24 protein-coding genes and 1 pseudogene are annotated in these 20,669 nt (G+C 69.4%); 14 read left to right on the top strand and 11 right to left on the bottom strand.

All coding sequences use genetic code 11. From position 1 onward, the window contains the following. Window positions 1-293: 293 nt before the first annotated feature. Window positions 294-1,115 carry a bifunctional allantoicase/(S)-ureidoglycine aminohydrolase gene (locus ACWCO2_RS27460; protein WP_450130661.1) on the top strand — a complete coding sequence of 274 codons (822 nt, stop codon included), beginning with the start codon at window positions 294-296 and terminating at the stop codon, window positions 1,113-1,115. Window positions 1,116-1,155: 40 nt separating this feature from the next. Here the strand turns inward: ACWCO2_RS27460 and ACWCO2_RS27455 are convergent, their stop codons facing one another. Together ACWCO2_RS27455 and ACWCO2_RS27450 are read right to left on the bottom strand one after the other, a co-directional pair. Next, window positions 1,156-1,851 (bottom strand): phosphotransferase, encoded by a 696-nt coding sequence (locus ACWCO2_RS27455; RefSeq protein ID WP_450130664.1) that lies wholly within the window; start codon window positions 1,849-1,851, stop codon window positions 1,156-1,158. Between the two features lie 24 nt (window positions 1,852-1,875). Further along, window positions 1,876-2,052 (bottom strand): hypothetical protein, encoded by a 177-nt coding sequence (locus ACWCO2_RS27450; protein WP_450130660.1) that lies wholly within the window; start codon window positions 2,050-2,052, stop codon window positions 1,876-1,878. Between the two features lie 152 nt (window positions 2,053-2,204). Between ACWCO2_RS27450 and ACWCO2_RS27445 the strand changes: the two genes are divergently transcribed. Beyond that, window positions 2,205-3,143, top strand: a complete 939-nt coding sequence (locus tag ACWCO2_RS27445; RefSeq protein ID WP_450130659.1) for a GNAT family N-acetyltransferase — start codon at window positions 2,205-2,207, stop codon at window positions 3,141-3,143. Here the strand turns inward: ACWCO2_RS27445 and ACWCO2_RS27440 are convergent. Further along, window positions 3,124-3,240: pseudogene (locus tag ACWCO2_RS27440) on the bottom strand (mycothiol conjugate amidase Mca); the annotation flags it as partial. The gene ACWCO2_RS27445 and the pseudogene ACWCO2_RS27440 overlap by 20 nt on opposite strands. Between ACWCO2_RS27440 and ACWCO2_RS27435 the strand changes: the two are divergent. After that, window positions 3,211-3,612 carry a hypothetical protein gene (locus tag ACWCO2_RS27435; RefSeq protein WP_450130658.1) on the top strand — a complete coding sequence of 134 codons (402 nt, stop codon included), beginning with the start codon at window positions 3,211-3,213 and terminating at the stop codon, window positions 3,610-3,612. The pseudogene ACWCO2_RS27440 and the gene ACWCO2_RS27435 sit on opposite strands and share 30 nt — an antisense overlap. Here the strand turns inward: ACWCO2_RS27435 and ACWCO2_RS27430 are convergent. From ACWCO2_RS27430 to ACWCO2_RS27420, 3 genes are all read right to left on the bottom strand, one after another. Then, the gene (locus tag ACWCO2_RS27430; RefSeq protein WP_450130657.1) at window positions 3,609-4,634 is read right to left on the bottom strand and encodes a DivIVA domain-containing protein; all 1,026 of its coding nucleotides are present in this window, start codon (window positions 4,632-4,634) and stop codon (window positions 3,609-3,611) included. The two genes, ACWCO2_RS27435 and ACWCO2_RS27430, sit on opposite strands and share 4 nt — an antisense overlap. 149 nt (window positions 4,635-4,783) lie before the next feature. Beyond that, the gene (locus tag ACWCO2_RS27425; protein WP_450130656.1) at window positions 4,784-5,452 is read right to left on the bottom strand and encodes a zf-HC2 domain-containing protein; all 669 of its coding nucleotides are present in this window, start codon (window positions 5,450-5,452) and stop codon (window positions 4,784-4,786) included. 79 nt (window positions 5,453-5,531) lie between these two features. After that, on the bottom strand, window positions 5,532-6,080 hold the full coding sequence (locus tag ACWCO2_RS27420; protein ID WP_450130655.1) for a sigma-70 family RNA polymerase sigma factor: 549 nt from the start codon (window positions 6,078-6,080) through the stop codon (window positions 5,532-5,534). A gap of 165 nt (window positions 6,081-6,245) precedes the next feature. On the opposite strand from ACWCO2_RS27420, the gene ACWCO2_RS27415 reads away from it, so the two are divergent. Continuing rightward, entirely contained in the window at window positions 6,246-7,586 is a 1,341-nt protein-coding gene (locus ACWCO2_RS27415) for a PepSY-associated TM helix domain-containing protein (RefSeq protein WP_450130654.1), read from the top strand. A gap of 2 nt (window positions 7,587-7,588) precedes the next feature. Beyond that, the gene (locus tag ACWCO2_RS27410; protein ID WP_450130653.1) at window positions 7,589-8,260 is read left to right on the top strand and encodes a DUF5134 domain-containing protein; all 672 of its coding nucleotides are present in this window, start codon (window positions 7,589-7,591) and stop codon (window positions 8,258-8,260) included. A 58-nt stretch (window positions 8,261-8,318) separates the two neighbouring features. Here ACWCO2_RS27410 and ACWCO2_RS27405 read toward each other — a convergent pair whose 3' ends face one another. After that, window positions 8,319-9,203 (bottom strand): universal stress protein, encoded by an 885-nt coding sequence (locus ACWCO2_RS27405; protein ID WP_450130652.1) that lies wholly within the window; start codon window positions 9,201-9,203, stop codon window positions 8,319-8,321. Between the two features lie 155 nt (window positions 9,204-9,358). Here ACWCO2_RS27405 and ACWCO2_RS27400 point away from each other — a divergent pair, with 155 nt between their 5' ends. The 4 genes from ACWCO2_RS27400 to ACWCO2_RS27385 all read left to right on the top strand — a co-directional run bounded on the left by ACWCO2_RS27400 (window position 9,359) and on the right by ACWCO2_RS27385 (window position 12,821). Further along, window positions 9,359-10,369, top strand: a complete 1,011-nt coding sequence (locus ACWCO2_RS27400; protein WP_450130651.1) for an Acg family FMN-binding oxidoreductase — start codon at window positions 9,359-9,361, stop codon at window positions 10,367-10,369. 587 nt (window positions 10,370-10,956) lie between these two features. After that, a complete protein-coding gene (locus ACWCO2_RS27395) occupies window positions 10,957-11,202 on the top strand; it encodes a hypothetical protein (protein ID WP_450130650.1) in 246 nt (81 codons plus the stop codon). A 161-nt stretch (window positions 11,203-11,363) separates the two neighbouring features. Then, entirely contained in the window at window positions 11,364-12,584 is a 1,221-nt protein-coding gene (locus ACWCO2_RS27390) for a phosphodiester glycosidase family protein (protein ID WP_450130649.1), read from the top strand. 45 nt (window positions 12,585-12,629) lie between these two features. Next, window positions 12,630-12,821 carry a hypothetical protein gene (locus tag ACWCO2_RS27385; RefSeq protein WP_450130648.1) on the top strand — a complete coding sequence of 64 codons (192 nt, stop codon included), beginning with the start codon at window positions 12,630-12,632 and terminating at the stop codon, window positions 12,819-12,821. Window positions 12,822-12,827: 6 nt separating this feature from the next. On the opposite strand, the gene ACWCO2_RS27380 is transcribed toward ACWCO2_RS27385, so the two are convergent. Further along, window positions 12,828-13,628 (bottom strand): crotonase/enoyl-CoA hydratase family protein, encoded by an 801-nt coding sequence (locus ACWCO2_RS27380; protein ID WP_450130647.1) that lies wholly within the window; start codon window positions 13,626-13,628, stop codon window positions 12,828-12,830. A 221-nt stretch (window positions 13,629-13,849) separates the two neighbouring features. Between ACWCO2_RS27380 and ACWCO2_RS27375 the strand changes: the two genes are divergently transcribed. The 4 genes from ACWCO2_RS27375 (at window position 13,850) to ykgO (ending at window position 17,208) form a co-directional block, all read left to right on the top strand. After that, window positions 13,850-14,494, top strand: coding sequence for a FadR/GntR family transcriptional regulator (locus ACWCO2_RS27375; protein ID WP_450130663.1), 645 nt, complete (start codon window positions 13,850-13,852; stop codon window positions 14,492-14,494). Window positions 14,495-14,556: 62 nt separating this feature from the next. Then, window positions 14,557-15,522, top strand: coding sequence for an asparaginase (locus tag ACWCO2_RS27370; protein WP_450130646.1), 966 nt, complete (start codon window positions 14,557-14,559; stop codon window positions 15,520-15,522). A 193-nt stretch (window positions 15,523-15,715) separates the two neighbouring features. Beyond that, on the top strand, window positions 15,716-16,906 hold the full coding sequence (locus ACWCO2_RS27365) for an RtcB family protein (RefSeq protein ID WP_450130645.1): 1,191 nt from the start codon (window positions 15,716-15,718) through the stop codon (window positions 16,904-16,906). Window positions 16,907-17,085: 179 nt separating this feature from the next. Next, the gene (gene ykgO, locus ACWCO2_RS27360; RefSeq protein ID WP_450130644.1) at window positions 17,086-17,208 is read left to right on the top strand and encodes a type B 50S ribosomal protein L36; all 123 of its coding nucleotides are present in this window, start codon (window positions 17,086-17,088) and stop codon (window positions 17,206-17,208) included. Between the two features lie 51 nt (window positions 17,209-17,259). Here ykgO and ACWCO2_RS27355 read toward each other — a convergent pair whose 3' ends face one another. From ACWCO2_RS27355 to ACWCO2_RS27345, 3 genes are all read right to left on the bottom strand, one after another. Further along, complete coding sequence (locus ACWCO2_RS27355; RefSeq protein ID WP_450130643.1) at window positions 17,260-18,261, bottom strand: aldo/keto reductase family protein; 1,002 nt, start codon at window positions 18,259-18,261, stop codon at window positions 17,260-17,262. 98 nt (window positions 18,262-18,359) lie between these two features. After that, on the bottom strand, window positions 18,360-19,319 hold the full coding sequence (locus ACWCO2_RS27350) for a nucleoside hydrolase (protein ID WP_450130642.1): 960 nt from the start codon (window positions 19,317-19,319) through the stop codon (window positions 18,360-18,362). A 27-nt stretch (window positions 19,320-19,346) separates the two neighbouring features. After that, on the bottom strand, window positions 19,347-19,778 hold the full coding sequence (locus ACWCO2_RS27345; protein WP_450130641.1) for a protein-tyrosine phosphatase family protein: 432 nt from the start codon (window positions 19,776-19,778) through the stop codon (window positions 19,347-19,349). A 105-nt stretch (window positions 19,779-19,883) separates the two neighbouring features. On the opposite strand from ACWCO2_RS27345, the gene ACWCO2_RS27340 reads away from it, so the two are divergent. Then, entirely contained in the window at window positions 19,884-20,663 is a 780-nt protein-coding gene (locus tag ACWCO2_RS27340; protein WP_450130640.1) for an SDR family NAD(P)-dependent oxidoreductase, read from the top strand. Window positions 20,664-20,669 lie beyond the last annotated feature (6 nt).

Raw genomic sequence — 20,669 nt, 5'->3', positions numbered from 1 at the left:
ACCGTGTCCCACGATTCGGCCTCGCGGGCTTCGGCGACGCCCAACACGCAGCGAGGCGGTCGCACCTCCAGAACCCGCTCGGTCAGGACGAGCCGCGAGCCGATGGCGCGTGGCGGGACGGGTTGGCCAAACCGATTAGGTGCGGGTCATGGGCTTGTGATTGTGATGTGCTGAGGGTGTCCTTTCGGGGCTTCGGGGCTTACGCTGTGGTCGTCTCGAACGCTCCGAGCGCGGCGCACCCGGCACGTACTGCGCGGCAGCGTGCGAATGTCGATCAGGACAGGAGTTGCAAGTTGAGCGAGCCGACGTACTACGCCCCCGAAGGTGGCCTGCCGTCGCAGACGACGCTGCTGACCGATCGGGCCGTCGTGAAGGAGGCGTACACCGTCATCCCGCGCGGGGTCCTCCGCGACATCGTCACCAGCAACCTGCCGGGGTGGACCAACACCCGCTCGTGGATCCTCGCTCGGCCCATCGCCGGGTTCGCCACCACGTTCGCGCAGTACATCGTTGAGGTTTCACCGGGCGGCGGCAGCACGCAACCGGAGCCGGAGAGCGGTGTGGAGTCGGTGTTGTTCCTGCTCACCGGCTCCCTCGACGTGGTCATCGAGGGCGAGAAGCACCAGCTGACCGCGGGTGGGTACGCCTACCTTCCGGCCGGGGCGAACTGGTCGGTGGCCAACGAGTCCGACGCGGTGGCCAGCTTCCAGTGGGTGCGCAAGGCCTACGAGCCGATCGAAGGCGTCCCGACGCCGAAGGCGTTCGCGGTGCAAGAGCAGGACATCGAGCCGTCGCCGATGCCCGACACCGACGGTGCTTGGGCGACCACGCGGTTCGTCGACCCGAACGACCTCGCGCACGACATGCACGTCAACATCGTGACGTTCCAGCCGGGCGCGGCGATCCCGTTCGCCGAGACGCACGTGATGGAGCACGGTCTCTACGTCCTCGAGGGCAAGGCAGTGTACCGGCTCAACGACGACTGGGTGGAGGTCGAGGCGGGCGACTTCATGTGGCTGCGCGCCTTCTGCCCGCAAGCCTGCTACGCCGGTGGCCCCGGCAAATTCCGCTACCTGCTGTACAAGGACGTCAACCGCCAGATCAAGCTGACCTGATCCGCGTGATGGCCCGGCGGAACGCTCCGCCGGGCCGACGTCAACGCCCCAGGAACTCGGCCAATCGGGCGCGAGCTCGGGCTGCGTAGCGATCCGGGTCCAGATACGCGATGCCGAGGAACCACACCAGCGCTTCGAGTTCGCGTGCGCGGTGGAACGGGGCGAGATCTGCTGGTTCGCAAGGTGTTTCGCCGATAACCTCGGCGTATGCGCGGAGCGCGGCGGGAGCATCGGCGCCCAGGTTCCCGGCCAGCACTGCGAGATCCCACTCCCTGGGCCCGCGACAGGCCTCCTCGAAGTCCGTCCACCGCCACTGCCCGTCCGCCAGCGGCAAGTTGCCCGGATGAGCATCGCCGTGCAGGACTCCAGCGGTGCCACCGATTCCGTCGAGCCCCGCGAGCACTGCCTCGTGATGCGTTCGCAGCACTTTCAGTTCGTCCGGAGCTAGGACGTGTTCTCGTTCCAACGCGGTGAGGCCGTCGTTGATCTGGTCCGTGGTCGGGGTCAACCACGGCAACTCGTCCTGATGGTCGGCGAGCGCGAGGTGCAATCGGGCCAGTGACTCGCCGCTGACCACGGCGCCCGCCCGCCGCTGCGGTGAGCACGGCAAGTAGCTCCACAAACTCACCCAGAACCCGTCGTGTTCGTGCGGCCCCGGGTCCACTCCGGACGCGGGCGGGATGACTGCTGCACCTCGCCGAGCCGCATGCACAGCGACGGAGACTTCCCGGACCAGCCAGGCCGACGGGTCGCTGCGGGTTCACGCGGTCAACGTGGCGACACGGGCGACGACGGACTCTGGAGCTAAGCGCACGACCAAGTTGCCCCGATCGGACACGACCTGCGGATCTCCGCTCGGCAGGCCGAAGCTTCGCGCGACGGCCAGTGCAGCGGCCAGGCCTGCGCGAGTGCGGGTTTCGCAGTCGTACGGGGTCATGCTATCCAGAATCCGGTGATGGGCAACCGGTTTTCGGAAAATGTGGCGACAGCCGGAGCTGGCGGATCTATCATCTTCGCGATCATCGCGCTTGTTCTCCCCCGGGGCCGACACGGCCAGGCGTGCGGACGGCGCCGTCGCTGGAGGGTGCCTTGACCGCGCAACATGACGTCACCATGCGTCCGATCACCGGAGTCGCCGAGCTCGACCTGTTCTGCCGAATCCCCTATTCGCTCAACGAGGAGCTGGCCGACGACCTGGCCACCCGGCGCCGACGTCCAGAGTGGATGTGGGTTGCGCTGCGCGGCGACGAGCTGTTGGCGCGGGTGGCCTGGTGGAGCCGACCGGGCGACGATGCACCCGTGATCCTCGACGTCGTGGACGTCGCGGCGGAATCCGATCGCGTGAACATCGGTGTGCAGCTCCTGCGGACCGCTATGGACGCCACTCTGCCGGCCGGGTCGCATCCTCCCGAGTACAGCCGCTTCGTCGCGCCGGATTGGCGGGAAACCCCGGCGAGCAAGCAGGTCGTCGACGATCGCATGGCCGTGTTGGAGCAGGTCGGCGCCGAGTTCTTCGTCGAGCGGCTGCGCCTGGAATGGCGTCCAGGATCGCCTGTTCCCGAGCCCAGCCAGCGTCTCCGGTTCCGACCGGTCGAGGACACCGCCGAGCTCCTGGACCTGATGACCGCTGTCCTGGATGGAACGTTGGACGCGCATTCCCGCGACGACCTGACTTGGATGTCCGCTCGTGAATCGGCCGTCGAGCAGTACGAGAGCGAATTCGCCCGCTGCACCAGCCCACAGAACTGGTGGCGCATCGCGACGTTGCCCGATGGTGAGCCGATGGGATTCGTCATCCCGACGCATAACGGCTACAACGCCACGATCGCCTACATCGCGGTCCTGCCCGCCCACCGCGGCAACGGCTACATCGACGACATCCTCGCCGAAGGCACCCGCGTACTCGTAGAGCAGGACGTCCCCCGCATCCGGGCGGCCACGGATCTCGGCAACACGCCGATGGCGAAGGCCTTCCACCGCGCCGGGTACGTCAACTTCCAGTGCGAGCTCAAGATGACCTGGAACTGACCAGCTTCGGCACACCGGCGAACAGGTCGTCCTCGGGGATGGTGGTGGACAGCTCGGCCCTGGCGAGGTGATAGTCCTCGGTCGGCCAGACCTCGCGCTACGCCTCCCCGGCATCCGGGTATCGCTGCGCCGCACCTACTTCGAGGACCTGGCGCAGCGCGATGCGATGCTCGGCTTCTCCAGCCGGAAGTTCGCCCGGCTGATCGCCGAGAGCCCCACCCTGCTGGCCCGGCTGCGGGAGATCCACGAGGAGCAGGAAACCGCTCTGGCGGCCGTGCTGGCGCACGAGTTCGACGAGTTCACCGCCGAGCTCACCGCCGCGCACGCCATCGCCGCGCACCGGACGTTGTTCCGCGAAGTGCAGCGGCGCACGCTCGCCGGGCAGTCCGCCGAGGAGACCGCCGCAGCGCTCGAACCCCTTGCCGCTCAGGCATTCGACGCGCTGCAGCGGTTGGTCGACGCGGGCTAGGCGGGGTCCGGCGCTGGTGCGGTGTCGAGGTGTTCGGCGATCAGGTCGAGCAGCAGATCGACCTCGTCCGGCTCGTAGCCGCCCGCTTCGACCTCGCGCAGCTCCGCGAAGCGCACATCGGTGGCAGTGATCGCATCAGCGCCGCGCAGGGTTGCCGCCACGCGGTCGAGCAGGTCGTCGACCTGGTCGACGTCGTAGCCGAGCTCCCCCTGCGGTACTTCGTTGAGCACCACGCCGCTGATCGCTTCCGCGGTCAGCTGGGGGGTGTCGCGCACCCTGCCGAAGGCTTGGGCTATCGGCATGCGCTGCGCCGGGATGACGCGGTTGCGCGGCGACAGGTGCTTGATGCTGGTCGAGACCATGACCAGGAACGCCGTCACGCTGGCCTCCTGGTATCCGGGGTGGCCCGGCTTCGGCGGGTTGAACCGGGCGGTCAGCAGGTCCTGCGCGGTCAAGGTGTCGTCTCCGCGCAAGGTCGCCGAGACGCGATCCACGAACGCGTCCACCTCGGCCTTGTCCAGCGCTGCCTGCTGCGGTCCGGCCTGGTCGAAGCCCGCGTGCGGCACCAAGTCGGTCGGCTTCGGCTCGGCCGACGCCTCGCTCCGCCGCACGACCTCGGTCTTCGGCGGTACCGGCGCGCTCCGCCGCACGACCTCGGTCTTCGGCGGTACCAACTCGGCGCGCCGCACGATCTCGGGCTCCGGTGATTCTGCGAGCTCGGTGCGGCGCGTCCGCACAGCGGTTCGCTCCGCGCGCTGGGACGCTCGGACCTCGCGCTTCATCAGCGTCAGCGCCACCTTGTCCAAGAACGCGTCGACCTGCGTCCTCTTGTAGGCGCGTCCACCGCGCTTGCGCGGGCTGAACTCGACGGTCAGCACGTCGCGCGCGGTCACCGCCCGCTTGCCGCGCAACGTCGCCACGATTCGTTTCAGGAAGGCATCGACCTCTGCTTCGTCGTAGCCACGTTCGCGTCGCCATGCCCTGGCGAAGACAACGTCGAGCACGTCGTCGGGGGTGAGCATTGGTGCGCCTCCAGGCGAGCTGGTTTCCACCGGACGCATTCCGGCCACCACGCCGGACCCCGACTCGCCCGTTCTGCGCCGCACAGCTTGCCCAAGTCGGCGCGCGAGATCAAGCCCCAATCCACCCGCAATGGGCCGAATGGCACACGTCACGCTGCATGGCGACTGACAGGACGCAAGTGGTGACGCTCCGATTCGTCATCTTGGTCCGGCGGCTCGGCCGCCCCACCGGTGCTCGCGCGCTGACCTGGCGACTCGGCAGTGCCGGGCCTCGGAGCGTTGCGGTGGTCGTGGCGCACCACGATCAGCAGCACCAACCCCGCGACCAGGAAGCCGTGCGAGAGCAGTCGCGCCGCGGGGACCGAATCGTTGAGCAGGTCCACCACGCTGAAGCCGGTCAGCACCACCAGGAAGGCCGAAAGCACTGGCAGCAGGCCCGAGGCCGTCCGCGGCCGGACCGCGCTCAACAGCAGGCCGACGCCCAGCGCCATGTTCCAGGCCGTGCTCTCGTTGAACAGGTGCGCGCTCATCGACGCGCCATGATCATCGTGGCCGAAGGCGACCAGGCCGGTCGCCTGCACCAATCCGAGCAGCAGCTGGCACACCGCCACGCATCCGAGCAGCAGCCGCGGCCAGCGCCGTCGGGTCGGCTGCGCCGCCAACACCCCACTGACCAGGTCCGGCACCGGTTCGGCCGGGCGGATGCGCAGCCGCCTGGTCAGCTCGACGGCACCACGCTGCCACTCCCGGCATTCCGCGCAGCACGCCAGGTGCTCGTCGAGCTCCGCCGCGGGGATCTGCGGCTCCTCGGCGTCCACCCGCGCTGAGATCCCCTCGCGAAAGTGCGAACAGTCCACGTCCATCCAGTCGTCGCCCGCGTTCCCGTAGTTCCCGGTCTCACCCGATTTCTTCGGACCGTCGACGGCGATCCCCCAGCAAGTCCTCCCGCGCCCGCGCGATCCTGGAGCGCACGGTACCGATCGGGCAGCCGCACACCTCGGCGGTCTCCTGGTAGGAAAGTCCCAGCACCTGGGTGAGCAGCAGCGCTTCCCGGCGTTCCGGGTCCAGGCCGTCGAGCATGACGTTGAGCTCGACGATTTCCTCGAATCTGCCCCGCTGCGGACGTTCCACCGTCGAAGCGTCGACCGGGGACACCGGCCGCGCGCGCTCGTAGCGCACCTGATCGACCGCTACCCGGCGGGCGATCGCGAGCAACCAGGTCCGCGCTGAGGAACGTCCTTCGAAGCGGGGCAGGCTGCGAAGAGCGCGCAAGTAGGTCTCCTGGGCCAGGTCGTCGGCGCTGCTGGGGGCGGCGAGGTGCGCCAGGAAGCGCCACACGTCTCGTTGCGTGGCACGCACGAACGCCTCCAGCGCGGCCCGGTCACCGCGCCCCGCTGCCAGGGCGAGATCGGTCAGTGGAGCGTCCTCGACCGCGGGGTGGCTCATGATCATGCAGGTTACCGGCGGATCATCCCAGCGAGAATGCTTGCGCAGCAGGCTTTCCTGTCCGGTAACGCACACCCGTTCGGACGCTTCGCCAAATCGCTGGGAACCGCGGTGCCCTCCGGCACGACTGCTAATCCGACGATGCCGATCAGGGCGAGGAGCAGCATGTCAGTCGAGGAGTCCACCGTCCGGGAAACGGCGGAACCACCGCAGCGAGCAGACGAGTCGTGGTGGCCCGCTCTGCGACCACTGGTGCGGCGTCTGCACTTCTACGCCGGGGTCTTCGTCGGACCGTTCCTGGTGGTGGCCGCGCTCACCGGGCTGCTCTACATCTTCACCCCGCAGCTGGAGCGGGTCATCTACGACCACGAACTGCACGTGCCACCGGGCCCGACCACGCAGTCGCTGGCAACCCAGATCGACGCCGCGCGCTACGCGCTGCCCGGCGCAGAGCTCAACGCCGTGCGCCCGGCACCGACGCCCACCGACACCACTCAGGTGATCTTCAACGACCCCGACGCGTCGTCCGATAGCGACCGGCGCACGGTGTTCGTCGACCCGCACACCGCCGAGGTTCGCGGGGTGCTGGAGACCTACGGCAACAGCCAGGCGCTGCCGGTGCGCACCTGGATCGACCAGCTGCACCGCAACCTGCACCTCGGTGACTTCGGCCGGCTCTACAGCGAGCTGGCCGCCAGCTGGCTGTGGGTGGTGGCGCTCGGTGGGCTGCTGATGTGGGTGCGGCGCAAGCGGAACAACGCCCGCTCGCTGGTCGCTCCTCGACTCCGCGGTGAAGGACGGCGGCGGGTCTTGTCCTGGCACGGTTCGGTAGGCCTGTGGGCATGCACGGGTCTGCTGTTCCTGTCCGCGACCGGTTTGACCTGGTCGCTTTTCGCAGGTGAGAACGTCAGTCAGGTGCGCTCCGCACTGTCGTGGGAGACGCCGACCGTGTCCACCGAGCTGCCGCATCCCGCCGTCGGCGATGTCGGCTTCGACCGGGTGCACGCTGCTGCGATCGAGCGGGGCGTTGCCGGGCCGGTGGAGATCACCGCGCCCAGCGATGGCGCCTACACGGTCACGCAGACCGAGCGGCACTGGCCGACGCAGCTGGACTCGGTCGCGGTGGATCCGGGAACCGGGCAGGTCGTGTCGGAGCAGCGCTTCGCCGACTTCTCGCTGATGGCCAAGCTCGCCCGGTGGGGCGTCGACGCGCACATGGGGCTGTTGTTCGGCCTGCCGAACCAGCTCGTGCTCGCCGCGCTGGCGATCGGGCTGATCAGCATGGTGGCCTGGGGTTACCGGATGTGGTGGCTGCGCAGGCCGACCCGCGGTTTCGGCTCCCCACCGGAACGCGGGGTGTGGCGACGCGTGCCCGGCCGGGTGCTGGCGCCGATCATCCTCGCCACCGCGTTCATCGCGTACGCGCTGCCGCTGCTTGGCGCTTCGCTGCTGCTGTTCCTGGCCGTCGACGTCGCACTCGGCGCCCGCCGCACGACGGGAGTCTGACCGTGGTCGAATCTCTGCTGCTCCGCTGGATCCTGACCGTCCTGTTCACCGCCTCCGCTCTCTGGGGCCTGCACCGGATCGTCCGGGCGGAACCGATCTCACCCATGTCCGGCCGGCTCACCGAGCAGGACCGGGAGATCCCTGGTGGCCCGGCAGTGCGGATCAGCACTGCCTGGCACGTCGTCATGAGCGCGGCGATGGTGGCGATGTGCTGGCCGTGGGGCATGACGATCCCCGTGGCTCCGCAACTGGTGCTGTTCGCGCTCATGGCCGTGTGGTTCCTGGCGCTGACCGCCAACATCGGCTGGTGCACCGGGCACCGCCGCTGGCAGCACGCGCACCACGCGGTGATGGCGGCAGGGATGTGCTGGATGCTGGCCGCGATGCCGTCGCTTATGTCGCACGGGGAAAGCGATTCCGGGCACGTCCACCACCACTCGATGGGCTCCGGGATCCTGGCTTCGGCACCGGATCCGACGCCGGCGAACTGGGTTGCCGTGGTGTTCCTGCTGCTCGGCGGCTACTTCGTCCTGACCGCGCTGCCATGGCTGTCCGCTGCGGTGGACATCGGCAGAAAGGCGCAGACCCGGCCGCAGCGCGAAGCCGCCTACGAAGCGACCTGCCACGCCGCGATGACCGCGGGGATGGGCGTGATGTTCCTGGCCGTGGTCTGACGATTTGTGAGTGCTCCGGGGTGCTGCTCCGAAGCACTCAAAAATCCACAGTGGACGATCAGGCTGCACGCAGGACCGCGACCGGACAGGGCGCGCGGTTGACCATCGCATGGCTCACCGAACCGAGGAGACTGCGACGGACGCGACCGCGACCGTGGCTGCCCACGACCAGCAGCGCCGCTTCCTCCGCTTCGCGCAGCAGCGCCTGCCTGGGCTTCTCCGGGGTGACCACGCGCCGGACCTTGACGTCCGGGTACTGCTCGGTCCAGCCCGCCAGCGATTCCGCGATCAGCCCTTCGGCCTCCTCGCGTACCTCCGACCACGGCAGTTCCCATTTGCCCACCCACGAGAACGGATCCAGCGGCAGATCGCTCCAAGCGTGCACGCCCACCAAATCGCAGTGGTTGCGGGAAGCGAAGTCGAAGGCGAAGCCGATCGCGGCGCGGCTGGTGGCCGAACCGTCCACGCCCACCACCACCGGCGCCGATTCCGCGAGGTCGCGGCCGTCGCGGACCACCACGACCGGGGAACCACCACGCGTGGCCAGCAGTTCCGCCGAGGTTGCACCCAAGCCGATCGCCGCTTCCAACTGCGGCCCGCCGAGCACCAGCAGCTCGGCATCGACGGCCATCGCGGCGAGCACCTGGACCGGATCGCCGAACGGCAGTTCGCTGCGCACCTCCATCCCGGGGTCGATCTCGTGGCACTTCTCGACGAGCTCGGCGAGCTCGCGCCGCAGCGCCTGCTGGAGGGGCTCCACCACGTTGCCCTCCCCCGGCACCCTGATCGCAGCGTGCTCCTCGAACGGCCAGGTCAGCACGTGGACCAGCAGCAGCGATCGGCCTCGGCCGGCGGATTCCCGGGCCGCCCACCGCACTGCCCGCCGCGACGACTCCGACAGGTCGAACCCCACCACCACAGCGCCGCTGCTGGTCACGGACATAACAAGTCCCCCTCAAGCTTGACCTCCAGATTGCGCCACCGCCGCATCCGGACGTCAGAGCACTTCGTCACCGACGGGCTGGTGACCATCGGCTCTACCTGATCCGCCGGTGTGCCGACAGGCTGGAAGAGCATCGGGGCGACGGAGGGGTCACGATGAACACGAGCATCACACCAGTGGGCAGCCTGACCGCCGACGAGGTCCGTGAGGTCCTGATCGCGGCCACCGCCGCCCCATCTCTGCACAACACCCAGCCCTGGCGGTTCCACTGCACGCCGACCGCGATCGAGCTGCACGCCGATCCCTCCCGCGCGCTGAAGGCCGCCGATCCCGAGCACCGCGAGCTCGTGCTGGCCTGCGGAGCGGCATTGCTGAACCTGAGGCTGGCGATCCGCACTCTCGGAGCAGCGCCGGACGTCCGACAGTTCCCCGAGCACGAGCGACCCACGCTGCTGGCGACCGTGCGCACGTGCGCGCAACGACCTGCGACTCCGGCGGAGCGCGAGCTCGCGGCGGCGATTCCGAAACGCCGGACCAATCGCAAGCCGTTCCACGAAGATCCGGTTCCGACCGTGCTGCAGGAGCAGCTCCGCCAGGCGGCCGAGGCCGAGCGCGGCTGGTTGGCCGTCCTAGACCACTCGCAACGGCACAAGCTGGGCGAGTTGAGCCGGCAGGCGCACCAGATACAGCTCGACGACCCGGACTTCGCCGCCGAGTGGGCGCGCTGGACCGGCCGAGCCGACGACGCGCGCGAAGGCGTTCCGGCACGCAAGAGCGGACCGACTCCGGAGCCCCAGGACGAGTTCGTGCTGCGGGACTTCAGCGGTGGCAATGCGCGCACCCGCGTGGCGGGCAAGGACTTCGAGCCCGATCCGTTGATCTGCGTCCTCGGCTCGTTCCAGGATTCGCGGCATGCGCAGTTGCAGGCGGGGATGGCCATGCAGCGGGTTCTGCTGACCGCGACGGCAAACGGGCTGGCCAGCTCGTTCCTCTCGCAGGTCGTGGAGATCCCGGACACCCGCCGGGAACTGCGCGAACTCCTCGGCCGCGGTCTGTGGCCGCAGATCGTGCTGCGCATCGGCTACGGCTCCCCCGTGCCAGCCACCCCGCGGCGTCCGCTGGAGGACGTCGTTACCGGCGAACTCGCGCCAAACCACCGCAGCTGACCCGCGCTGCCGCCATGAGTCCGAAGTGGACTTCCGGCGAGCGGCGACCGCACGAGCGGCACCTGCGTAGACGGGCGTCCGGCCATCGCTGGTAGCGTTTTAAATCAGTCAGTTGATTTAAAACGCGCCGAAGCGCTGTGGCCTGCGGCACTTCGCCACCGATGCGAGAAGGGCCAGCATGTCGATGCTCCCGCCGCAGGTCCCCGACGAACTCGACTTCGACACCGACGCCCTGCGCGAGCGGTACCGCGCGGAACGCCAGCGCCGGGATCCCCGGCATCGAGACCTTCACCGGGCATACCTTCCACACCAGCCGCTGGGACTACGGCCACACCGGGGGGACCGGACGGCGGCCTCACCGGCCTGGCCAACAAGCGGATCGCGGTGATCGGCGCCGGCGCCACGGCCGTCCAGGTCGTCCCGCACGTGGGCCGCGACGCCGAGCACCTCTACGTCTTCCAGCGCAAACCGTCCTCAGTGGACGTGCGAACAACCGGCGCACCGACCCGCAGTGGGCAGCTTCCCTGGAACCTGGCTGGCACACCCGGCGCCGGAAGAACTTCCAGGCAGCGGTCACCGGGCACGAGGTGGCCGGTGACCTGGTGGCCGACGCCTGGACCAGCAGCGGGCACGTGCTGGGCAAGATCATCGCCACCGACGCCCACGCGCACCTGCCGCGCGACGAGTGGAAGCGGATCGAGGAGGTCCTCGACTTCCAGAAGATGAACCAGCTGCGCAGCCGCGTCGACGCGATCGTCTGCGACCCGGCGACCGCCGAGCGCGCCAACGGCGAAGGCAGCGTGCTTCACCTGCGACGCCGGTCGCGCGAATAACGCCTTCTGGAGCGCATTTCGGCCAGGGCCAGTTCGTCCGTCATCGTCCGCTTTCCGCGCTGATCGTCTTCTCGCGCTGTTCGGATCTTGCACACCGGTTGTTCATCACCGAGTGGTTCGATGATCGAAACCGGAGTTCCGGGATCCGAGGAAGGCGGTCGATGATGGCCCTCGCCGAGCTTGGGCGCCGGAAGGCGTTGAGCACCGTGGTCGCGGTCGGCGCGTTACTGCTTTCGACACCAGCGGCAACAGCCACCGAATCGCTGCGCATCGAGACGCAATTGGCACCGGGTGTCACGTACCGGTCGTTCGAGATGTCCACAGTGCACGGTCCGGTCGTGACCTACCTGCTCACCGCCGATCTGCGCGTCCCGACCGTCAAACTCGATCTACTGCACCCGGATTCGGTCGCCGCGCGCGACGAAATCCCCGACATGACCAACGCCGGCGGTGCGGTCGCCGGGGTCAACGGCGACTTCTTCCACATCAGCGAGTCGCACGAAGGAATCCCGGCCACCGGATCATCGGTGGGACCGGAGATCGCCGACGGCGAGGATCTCAAGGCCGCGGTGCCCAACGGCCAGCGGTTCGGTCCCGCCCTGCCTGCCGGGACTTCCACCGAGGACGTCTTCGGGGTCGGCGTCGACCGGCGGGCGCGGGTGTCCAGCCTCGAACTCGACGGGTTGCTGCGCAGCCGCGGCCGGACCGCCGAGATCTCCGGGTTGAACCAGTACGCGCTTCCAGTGGACGGCATCGGCGTCTACAACTCGGACTGGGGCGAGGTTTCGCGCGCGAGAGCGGTGTGCGGGACCGACACCGACCGCTCGGCGCCGTGCAGCGATCAGACCGAAGAAGTCGTCGTCCGCGACGGCGTGGTCGCCTCCGCGCAGGACAAGCCCGGCGCTGGGGACATCCCGGCCGGAACGGTGGTCCTGGTGGGACGCGAGGGTGGTGCTGCCGAGCTGGAGAAGCTCGACGTCGGCGATCGCGTCGTGGTCGAGACGCACCTTTCGGCAGCCGAGGCGCCGCCGCTGGACTTCGCGGTCGGCGGTTTCCCGATCCTGCGCGACGGACATCCGCTGCCCGATCTCGACACCAAAGAACTGGCCCCGCGAACGGCGGCTGGCGTCAGTGCGGACGGCCGCACGGCTTACCTGCTGACCGTGGACGGGCGTTCGGCGGCCAGCACCGGGCTGAGCGTGCGCGAGACGGCTGAGCTCCTGCAGTCCTTCGGCGCGGTCGACGGGATGAACCTCGACGGCGGCGGTTCCTCGACCATGGCGGTGCGCGAACCGGGTCAAGACGCGGCGACGGTGCGCAACGTGCCTTCCGACGGCGTGCCACGACCGGTCGCCAACGGAGTCGGCGTCTTCTCCCACTGAAATCACATACCCTAAGGGGGTATGTGAAGCGGGACAGAGGAACCGATGCGCACACTCCTGCACCTGCAACGGACGCACGAACGGCGCCAGGTGCACACCCGGCTGGAAGCCGTCGTGCACCTGTGCTGCCACCGCCTCGTCCCCGCCATCACCGCCGAGTTGCGCCGTGGCGGCACCGTCGGCGCGCGGATCACAGCCCGTGCCGCGTCTCCCTGCTGGACGCCAGGAAACCGCTGATCGCGCTTACCGGAACGTGCGCTTGGCGAACTCGGCAACCGTCTTGCCGGCGTTGGCCTTGCGGGCGATCTTGTGGTTGGCGCCGAGCAGGAGGCGGAGCTGGTAGACGCTCTCCCAGCGGAACGCCTGCCACGGGGAAACGTGCCAAGCCCGCTGGAACAGGCGCTTGGTCGCCGCCACCGAGTCCGGGGACCGGGTCGCGAGCTGCTCGGCCAGCTCCACCGCCGCCGCGTGCGGATCGTCGCCGACCTCGGTGACCAGACCGAGCTCGTGCGCCTTGGTCCCGTCGAAGACCTCCGCGGTCATGGCCAGGCGCTTGGCGACGTCCATCGGCAGCAGCTCGCGCAGCGTCGCGGTGCCGCTCATATCCGGCACCAGCCCCCACTTCGCCTCCATCACGGAGAACTGCGCGTCGGGCGTGGCGAACCGGAAGTCTGCGCCCAGGGCGAGCTGGAGCGCGCCGCCGAAGCAGTGGCCGCGGATCACCGCCAGCACCGGGACCGGCAACCGCCGCCAGGCCCAGCACGCCTCCTGGTAGAGGTTGGTCGAGCGCCACGGGGGCCGCAGGAAGTTGAGCATCATCTGCCCTTGCTTCTTGCCCACCGAGGCGAAGTCGAGCCCGGCCGAGAACGAGCGCCCCGCGCCGCTGAGGACGACCGCCCGCACCGACCGGTCGGCGCGCACCTTCGCGGCGGCGTCGATCAGGGCGTGCAGCATGTCCAGGTCGAGCCCGTTGAGCCGGTCCTCCCGGGTCATGGTGACGCGGGCCAGTGGCCCGTCGATCTCGACCGACACGCGATCCGGCATCTGCGACTCCTCGGGTTCAACAGTGAACCACCCGATCCTACTGGTCGGTAACATCGCTGGCCAGAACCCCTCGATCATCAACCCGCGGTCACGCGACGTGTTTTGCATCGCCCTTCCGGCCCAGCGCCACCGAACTGTTGACAACGGAACGTGTTCGATTCACGCTTCGTGTTGTGAACCTGTCTGACAGCCGGACAGCTGGCCTCCAGCGGGTCAGCGCGATGGAGGCCGTGCTGGCCCACCTCCGCGACGCCATCGTGCGCGGTGAGTACGCGGTCGGCGCCAAGCTGCCGTCCGAGGCCGCGCTCGGCAGGGAGTTCGAGGTGAGCCGGTCGGTCGTGCGGGAGGCGCTGCGCGGCCTGCAGGCCCTCGGGCTCACCGTGTCGCGGACCGGCACGGGCACCTTCGTCGTCGCCGACGAACCCGTCGACAACCCCAGGTTCGGCTCGTACTCGGCGCGGGACCTGTTCGAAGTGCGCCGCCACGTGGAGATACCGGCCGCCGGTTACGCCGCCCTGCGGCACACCACCGACGACCTGGGCCTGCTCACCGACCTGCTGGAGCGGATGACCCGCGAGACCGACGACACCGCGTGGGTCGCGCTGGACTCGCTGTTCCACATCACCGTCGCCCAGGCTTCGGGCAATCCCGTGTTCGGCAAGGTCATCGAGGAGATCCGGGACGCCTTGGCCAAGCAGTCCGCCTTCCTGAACCAGCGCGGCGACCGCCGCGCGGAATCCGACGCCGAGCACCGCGAGCTCGTCGACGCCATCGCCGGCGGCCGGGAGAGCGCCGCAACCGAGGCGATGGCCCACCACCTGACGAACGTCGAGCACGCGCTCAGCGACATCGTCGGCCGCCCCTGAACGACCCGCGGCTGCGCGACCCGCAGCCGAATCCGACCACGCCCCACGAGGAGGTACCACGAATGAACCCCGCTCCCCCGACCGGGGTGCCCGCGCACGAGCCGCTGGTGCACGTCCTGCGCGACGGCCTGGTCGAAAGCGTCCACCACGGCTCGGTCGTGGTGCTGGGGCCGGACGGCTCGACGCTGTTCCAGGCCGGTGACGTCGACAGCGCCTTCTACCCGCGTTCGGCGGCCAAGCCGGTGCAGGCGGTGGCCATGACCCGGCTCGGCCTGTCGCTGCCACCGGACCTGCTCGCGCTGACCGCCGCCAGCCACTCCGGCGAGCAGTTCCACATCGACGGAGCCCGGCGCGTGCTGGCGGCCAGCGGATCCACCGAGGACGACCTCGGCAACCCGGCAGACCTGCCGTTCGACCCGGTCGAGCGGGACCGCTGGATCGCGGCGGACCGACCGGCGCGCAAACTGGCGCACAACTGCTCGGGCAAGCACGCGTCCATGCTGTGGACCGCGCAGGAGAACGGTTGGTCCACATCGGACTACCTGAATCCCGCCCACCCCCTGCAGCACGAGATCGCCGCCACCGTCGAGGAACTCACCGGGCAGCGGATCGCGCACGTGGCCGCGGATGGTTGCGGCGCGCCGTTGTTCGCCGTTTCGCTGCGCGGCCTGGCCACAGCGGCCGGGCGGATCGCCAGTGCACCGGACGGGACGCCGGAAAGCGCTGTCGCGCAGGCGATCCGGTCGCACCCCGAGATGGTCGGCGGAACTCGGCGCGATGCCACCACGCTGATGCGAACGGTGCCGGGGTTGATCGCCAAGGACGGTTTCGAGGCGGTGCAGATCGCCGCGCTTCCTGACGGCACGGCGATCGCCGTGAAAATCGCCGACGGCACCGACCGCGCACGGCTTCCGGTGACGCTGGTGGCGTTGGTGTTGGCGGGCGTCGACCCGAAGGCGCTGAAACCGTTCGCCGACCCGCGGTTCGCCGTGGTCGACGAGTTGGCGCCGGACCTGCGCGCCGCCTGATCCTTTCCACGGCTCGGAGTCGCCCGGGAGTGGCTCCGAGCCGTTGTCTTGAATCCCCTCTGGCTCCACGAACTTCGTCCACATCAGACGCTGTTCGTGATGCACCTCGCCGCGCTGTCGGTTAATTCGGTGGCGTCGCGCTGGGAAACGCGTGATCATTGGTGAGTCCCAAGAGTTCAGAGGAAGGACGATCATGCATACGGCAGTCGACGGCGCCAGGGTGCCGATCCGGATGTGGGCGGATCCGCAGTCCGTGGAGGACGCCGCGATGCGCCAACTGCACAACGTCGCCAACCTGCCGTGGGTGCACGGCCTGGCCGTGATGCCCGACGTGCACTACGGCAAGGGCGCCACCATCGGCAGCGTCATCGCCATGCGCGACGCGGTGTCCCCGGCCGCGGTGGGCGTCGACATCGGCTGTGGGATGAGCGCGGTGCGCACCTCGCTGACCGCTAGCGACCTGCCCGACGATCTCGGCGTGCTGCGGCGGCGGATCGAGTCGGCCGTGCCGGTCGGCTTCGCCATGCACCGCACCCCGGTCAACCCCGCCCGCGTGCCCGGCACCGGCGGCTGGCAGCAGTTCTGGTCCGGTTTCGGCGACCTGCACCCGGGTGTACAGGGCATTCAGGACCGGGCGCGGGCGCAGGTGGGCACGCTCGGTGGGGGAAACCACTTCATCGAGGTCTGCCTGGAGCAGGGCGGCCCGGACGCCGGCCGCGTGTGGCTGATGCTGCACTCCGGTTCCCGAGGCATCGGCAACGAGCTGGCCAAGCGGCACATCGACATCGCCCGCAAGCTCCCGCACAACGCCGACCTGCCGGACCCCGATCTCGCGGTGTTCGTGGCCGGAACCCCGCAGATGCAGGCGTACCGGCGAGACCTGTTCTGGGCCCAGGACTACGCAGCGCGCAACCGCGCGACGATGCTGTCCCTGGTGCAGCTGGCACTGGCCGACACGGTGCCCGGAACCCGCTTCGACACGCCGACCAGCTGCCACCACAACTACGTGGCGGAGGAGGTCCACGACGGGGTCGAGGTGCTGGTGACCCGCAAGGGCGCGATCCGCGCCGGCTCGGGCGACCTGGGCATCATCCCGGGGAGCATGGGAACCGGTTCGTTCATCGTGCGCGGCCTGGGCAACGCCCGGTCCTTCGAATCGGCCTCGCACGGTGCGGGGCGTCGGATGTCGCGGACGAAGGCTCGCAAGACCTTCACCGAGGCAGACCTGGCGGCGCAGACTGCAGGCGTGGAGTGCCGCAAGGACGGCGGAGTGGTCGACGAAATCCCGGCCGCCTACAAGGACATCGAGTCCGTGATCGCAGCCCAGACCGACCTCGTCGAGGTCGTCACGCACCTCAAGCAGGTCGTCTGCGTCAAGGGCTGATGAAACCTCGTAACGCGCGAATGCGCCGCGGCTCGGGCCGCGGCGCATTCGCACATCGCTCACCTCCGCGCGCGCTCGTCAGCGTCTGCGGGATCGACAGTAGCCTAATTGAAAATGATTATCGTTACTGTCTATGCTTGGGGTGGGTCCGCCGCCGCTGGGCCCGGGAAGGAATGAGCGTGAAGGTCCGAGCATCGATCAAATCCCTGAAGGACAAGGAGGGCTCTCAGGTGGTCCGCCGCAGGGGCAAGGTTTACGTCATCAACAAGCGGAATCCGCGTTGGAAGGCCCGACAGGGCTGAGCGCAGGTGGCGCGGAGACGCCTGCGTCTCCGCGCCACCTGGGACGCTGCGCTAGTTCCGGACCTTCGGGGAGTTGGCCTTGGTCAGTGCCGGGTCGTTGATCACGACAGGGTCCAGGACCTCGTCGATCTTGGCCAGCAGGTCTTCGCCGAGCTGCACGCCGGCGGCCTTGACGTTCTCGGTGACCTGTTCCGGACGGGAGGCGCCCATGATTGCCGCGGAGACGTTGGAGTTCTGCAGCACCCAGGCCACCGCCAGCTGGGCCATCGACAGCCCCGCCTGCGCGGCTAGGGGTTCGAGCTGCTGGACCCGCGTCAGGACGTCGTCGTGCAGCCAGCGGGCGACGAAGTTCGCGCCGGTCTCGTCGGTGGCCCTGCTGCCCGCGGGCGGCGGCGTTCCCGGCCGGTACTTCCCGGTCAGCACGCCCTGCGCGATCGGGGACCACACGATCTGACCGAGCCCGAGTTCCGCGCTGGTGGGCACCACTTCGTCCTCGATGATCCGCCAGAGCATCGAGTACTGCGGCTGGTTCGACACCAGCGGGATCCGCAGTTCGCGGGCGAGCCCGTGCGCGGCGCGGATCTGCTCGGCGGTCCACTCCGACACCCCGATGTAGAGCGCCTTGCCCGCCCGGACCACGTCGGCGAACGCCTCCATGGTCTCCTCCAGCGGCGTTTCCGGGTCGTAGCGGTGCGCCTGGTAGAGGTCGACGTAGTCGGTCTGCAGGCGGAGCAGCGACGCATCGATCGATTCCGCGATGTGCTTGCGCGAGAGCCCGCGGTCGTTGCGGCCCGGCCCGACCGGGAAGTACACCTTCGTGAAGATCTCCAGCCCGGCTCGGCGTTCACCCCGCAGCGCCCGGCCGAGCACCTCCTCGGCACGTCCTTCCGCATAGACGTCGGCCGTGTCGAAGGTGGTGATCCCGGCGTCCAGCGCGGCGCGAATGCACGCGACCGCGGCCTGCTCCTCGACTTGGGAGCCGTGCGTCAGCCAGTTCCCGTAGGCGATCTCGCTGATCACCAGACCGCTGCGGCCGAGGTGGCGGAATTCCATGACTTCTCCCCGCTCGTCGACTGATCAAGCCCGGAGCCGCACGGCTCCGGGGGCGAGTATGGCCCGCAACGGGAAACCCGACCGGCCCACGGCGGCGGTCAGGAACTGGAGTCGCGGGCGAAGGTGGCGACGAGGAGTTCGTTGAGCCGTTCCGCATCCGCGTACAGCGCAACGTGCGCGTTCCGTTCGGACTTCGAGTCGGGGCGCGTGTCGATGACGGTCCGCCCCACGGTGAGCGGGCTGGCGGTCTCCACCTCGACGGGGAAGTGCTGGGTGGAGATCACCTCGGGTTCGACGAGGTAGGCGGTGCACACCACGTCGTGCACCGGCGCCGCGTTCCCGGCCACCGCCATCTGCTCGTAGGCGGCGATTCGGCGCGAGATGAACCGGGCAGCGGCCGTACCTGCCTGGGTTCCCAGCCCTTCGAGCGCATCGCAGGTCTTCTGCGGGACCAGCGCCTGGTGGGTCGCGTCGAGCGTCACCAAGGTGAGCGGGTCGAAACCGGCGGACAGCACCACGTTCGCGGCTTCCGGGTCGGCCCAGATGTTGAACTCGGCGGACGCGGTCACGTTGGCGACGGCGTGGCCACCGCCCATCACGACCAGTTGTTCCACCGCGCTGGCCAGCGACGGATCGATCGTGAGCGCGGTGGCGACGTTGCTCAGCGGCCCGACGGCCACCAGCGTGATCTGCTCCGTGGTCGCGCGCAGGGTCTCCACCAGGTACTCCACCGCTCCGGTGTCCTGCGCCGTGATGCGCGGGGCCGGGATCGGCAGGGCGGTGCCGTGCGGGTCGTGGTCGTCGTCCTGCTCGAAGTGCCGGCCGCCGGGGAAGCCGCGCCGGGCGATCGGGCGCGGCACGCCCGGGTGCACCGGGATGTCCGGGCAGCCGATCCAGTCCAGCACGCGCAGCGTGTTGTCCGTGGTGTTCTCCAGCGGCACGTTGCCGTTGACCGTGGTGACGCCGAGCAGGTCGAGATCGGGGTGCAGCGCGGCGAACATGATCGCCACGGCGTCATCGGTGCCGGTGTCGACGTCGAGGATGACCTTGCGGCCCATGGGGTTCCCCTCCTCGGTATGGACGAGTCACGCGGTGTACTTGGCGACGTATCGCTTCTGCCAAGGGGTTTCGACCGCGCGGTGGTCGAAGTGGGCGCGGACGTAAGCGACCGCTTCAGCCGCTGGGACTCCGTCGATGACCGCGAGGCAGGCCAGTGCTGTGCCGGTTCTGCCCTTGCCACCAGCGCAGGCGAGCTCCACCCGCTCGTGCTCGGCCCGCCCCCAGGCTTCGCGCAGCACCTGGCGGGCATGGCTCCGGTCGGCGGGCAGCCGGAAGTCCGGCCAGCGCAGCCACCGGCTCTCCCACTCGACCAGAGGTGGCTGCTTTCCGAGCAGGTACACGGCGAAATCCGGTTGTGGCCCGGCGGGAAGCGGCTTGCTCAGAGCGCGTCCTCGAACCGAACGACCGGATGGCAGTTGAAGCACGCCGCCCCCGGTCGGCTCCCACAACTCGATCACGCCGCCAGCCTACGCGCGCCGCGATGGCGGTGGAACCCGGTTCAGCGGCGTCGAACGGCCGTGCGGCACCCTGGTGTCCGACTCCTACGACGAAGGGACGGCGGCATGAACCAGGTGCCGGGTGCGGATGGCCTCGCGGGCAAGGTCGCGCTGGTGACCGGCGCGAGCGGGGGCATCGGCAGCGGGATCGCGCGCCGGTTCGCGCAGGCCGGAGCTCGGGTGGTGGTCCAGTACCACCGCGACGAAGCGGGCGCGGGCGAGGTCGTTCGCGACGTCGAATCGATCGGTGGCAGCGCCGTCGCGGTTCAGGCCGACCTCCGCTCCCCCGACGGTGCCGACCGTGTCGTGCAGGTCGCGCTCGACGGCTTCGGGAGCCTCGACGCCGCGGTGCTCAACGCCGGCATCCAACCGCTCCAGCCGCTGGCCGAGATGTCGCTCGCCGACTTCCGCGCGGTGCAGGAATCCAATGTGGACGCCACGTTCCTGGTGCTGCAAGCCGCCCACCGCGCGATGTCCGCGCAGGCCGAAGGTGGCGCCGTGGTCGCCATCGGGTCGATCGTCGGTTCCCAGCCCAAGCCTGGATCGGCGCACTACGCGGTGTCCAAGGCGGCCGTCGACATGCTGGTGCGCTCGGCTGCGCTGGAGTACGCGCGCGACGGGGTCCGCATCAACCTGGTCTCCCCCGGCCTGATGGACCGCCCGGCCATCCGGACGGACTGGCCGGAGGGTGTGGCGCAGTGGGAGGCCGGCAACCCCATCGGCCGGCTCGGGCAGCCGGCCGACATCGCTGATGCGTGCCTGTTCCTGTGCGGCCCGGGCAGCAGCTGGGTGACCGGGCAGGAGCTGGTCGTCGACGGTGGCGCCTCGGTGCGCCCCACCTGGTGAGCAGGA

The organism is Saccharopolyspora sp. NPDC002376, assembly GCF_053593195.1.
This window is presented reverse-complemented; position numbering and strand designations above follow the sequence as displayed.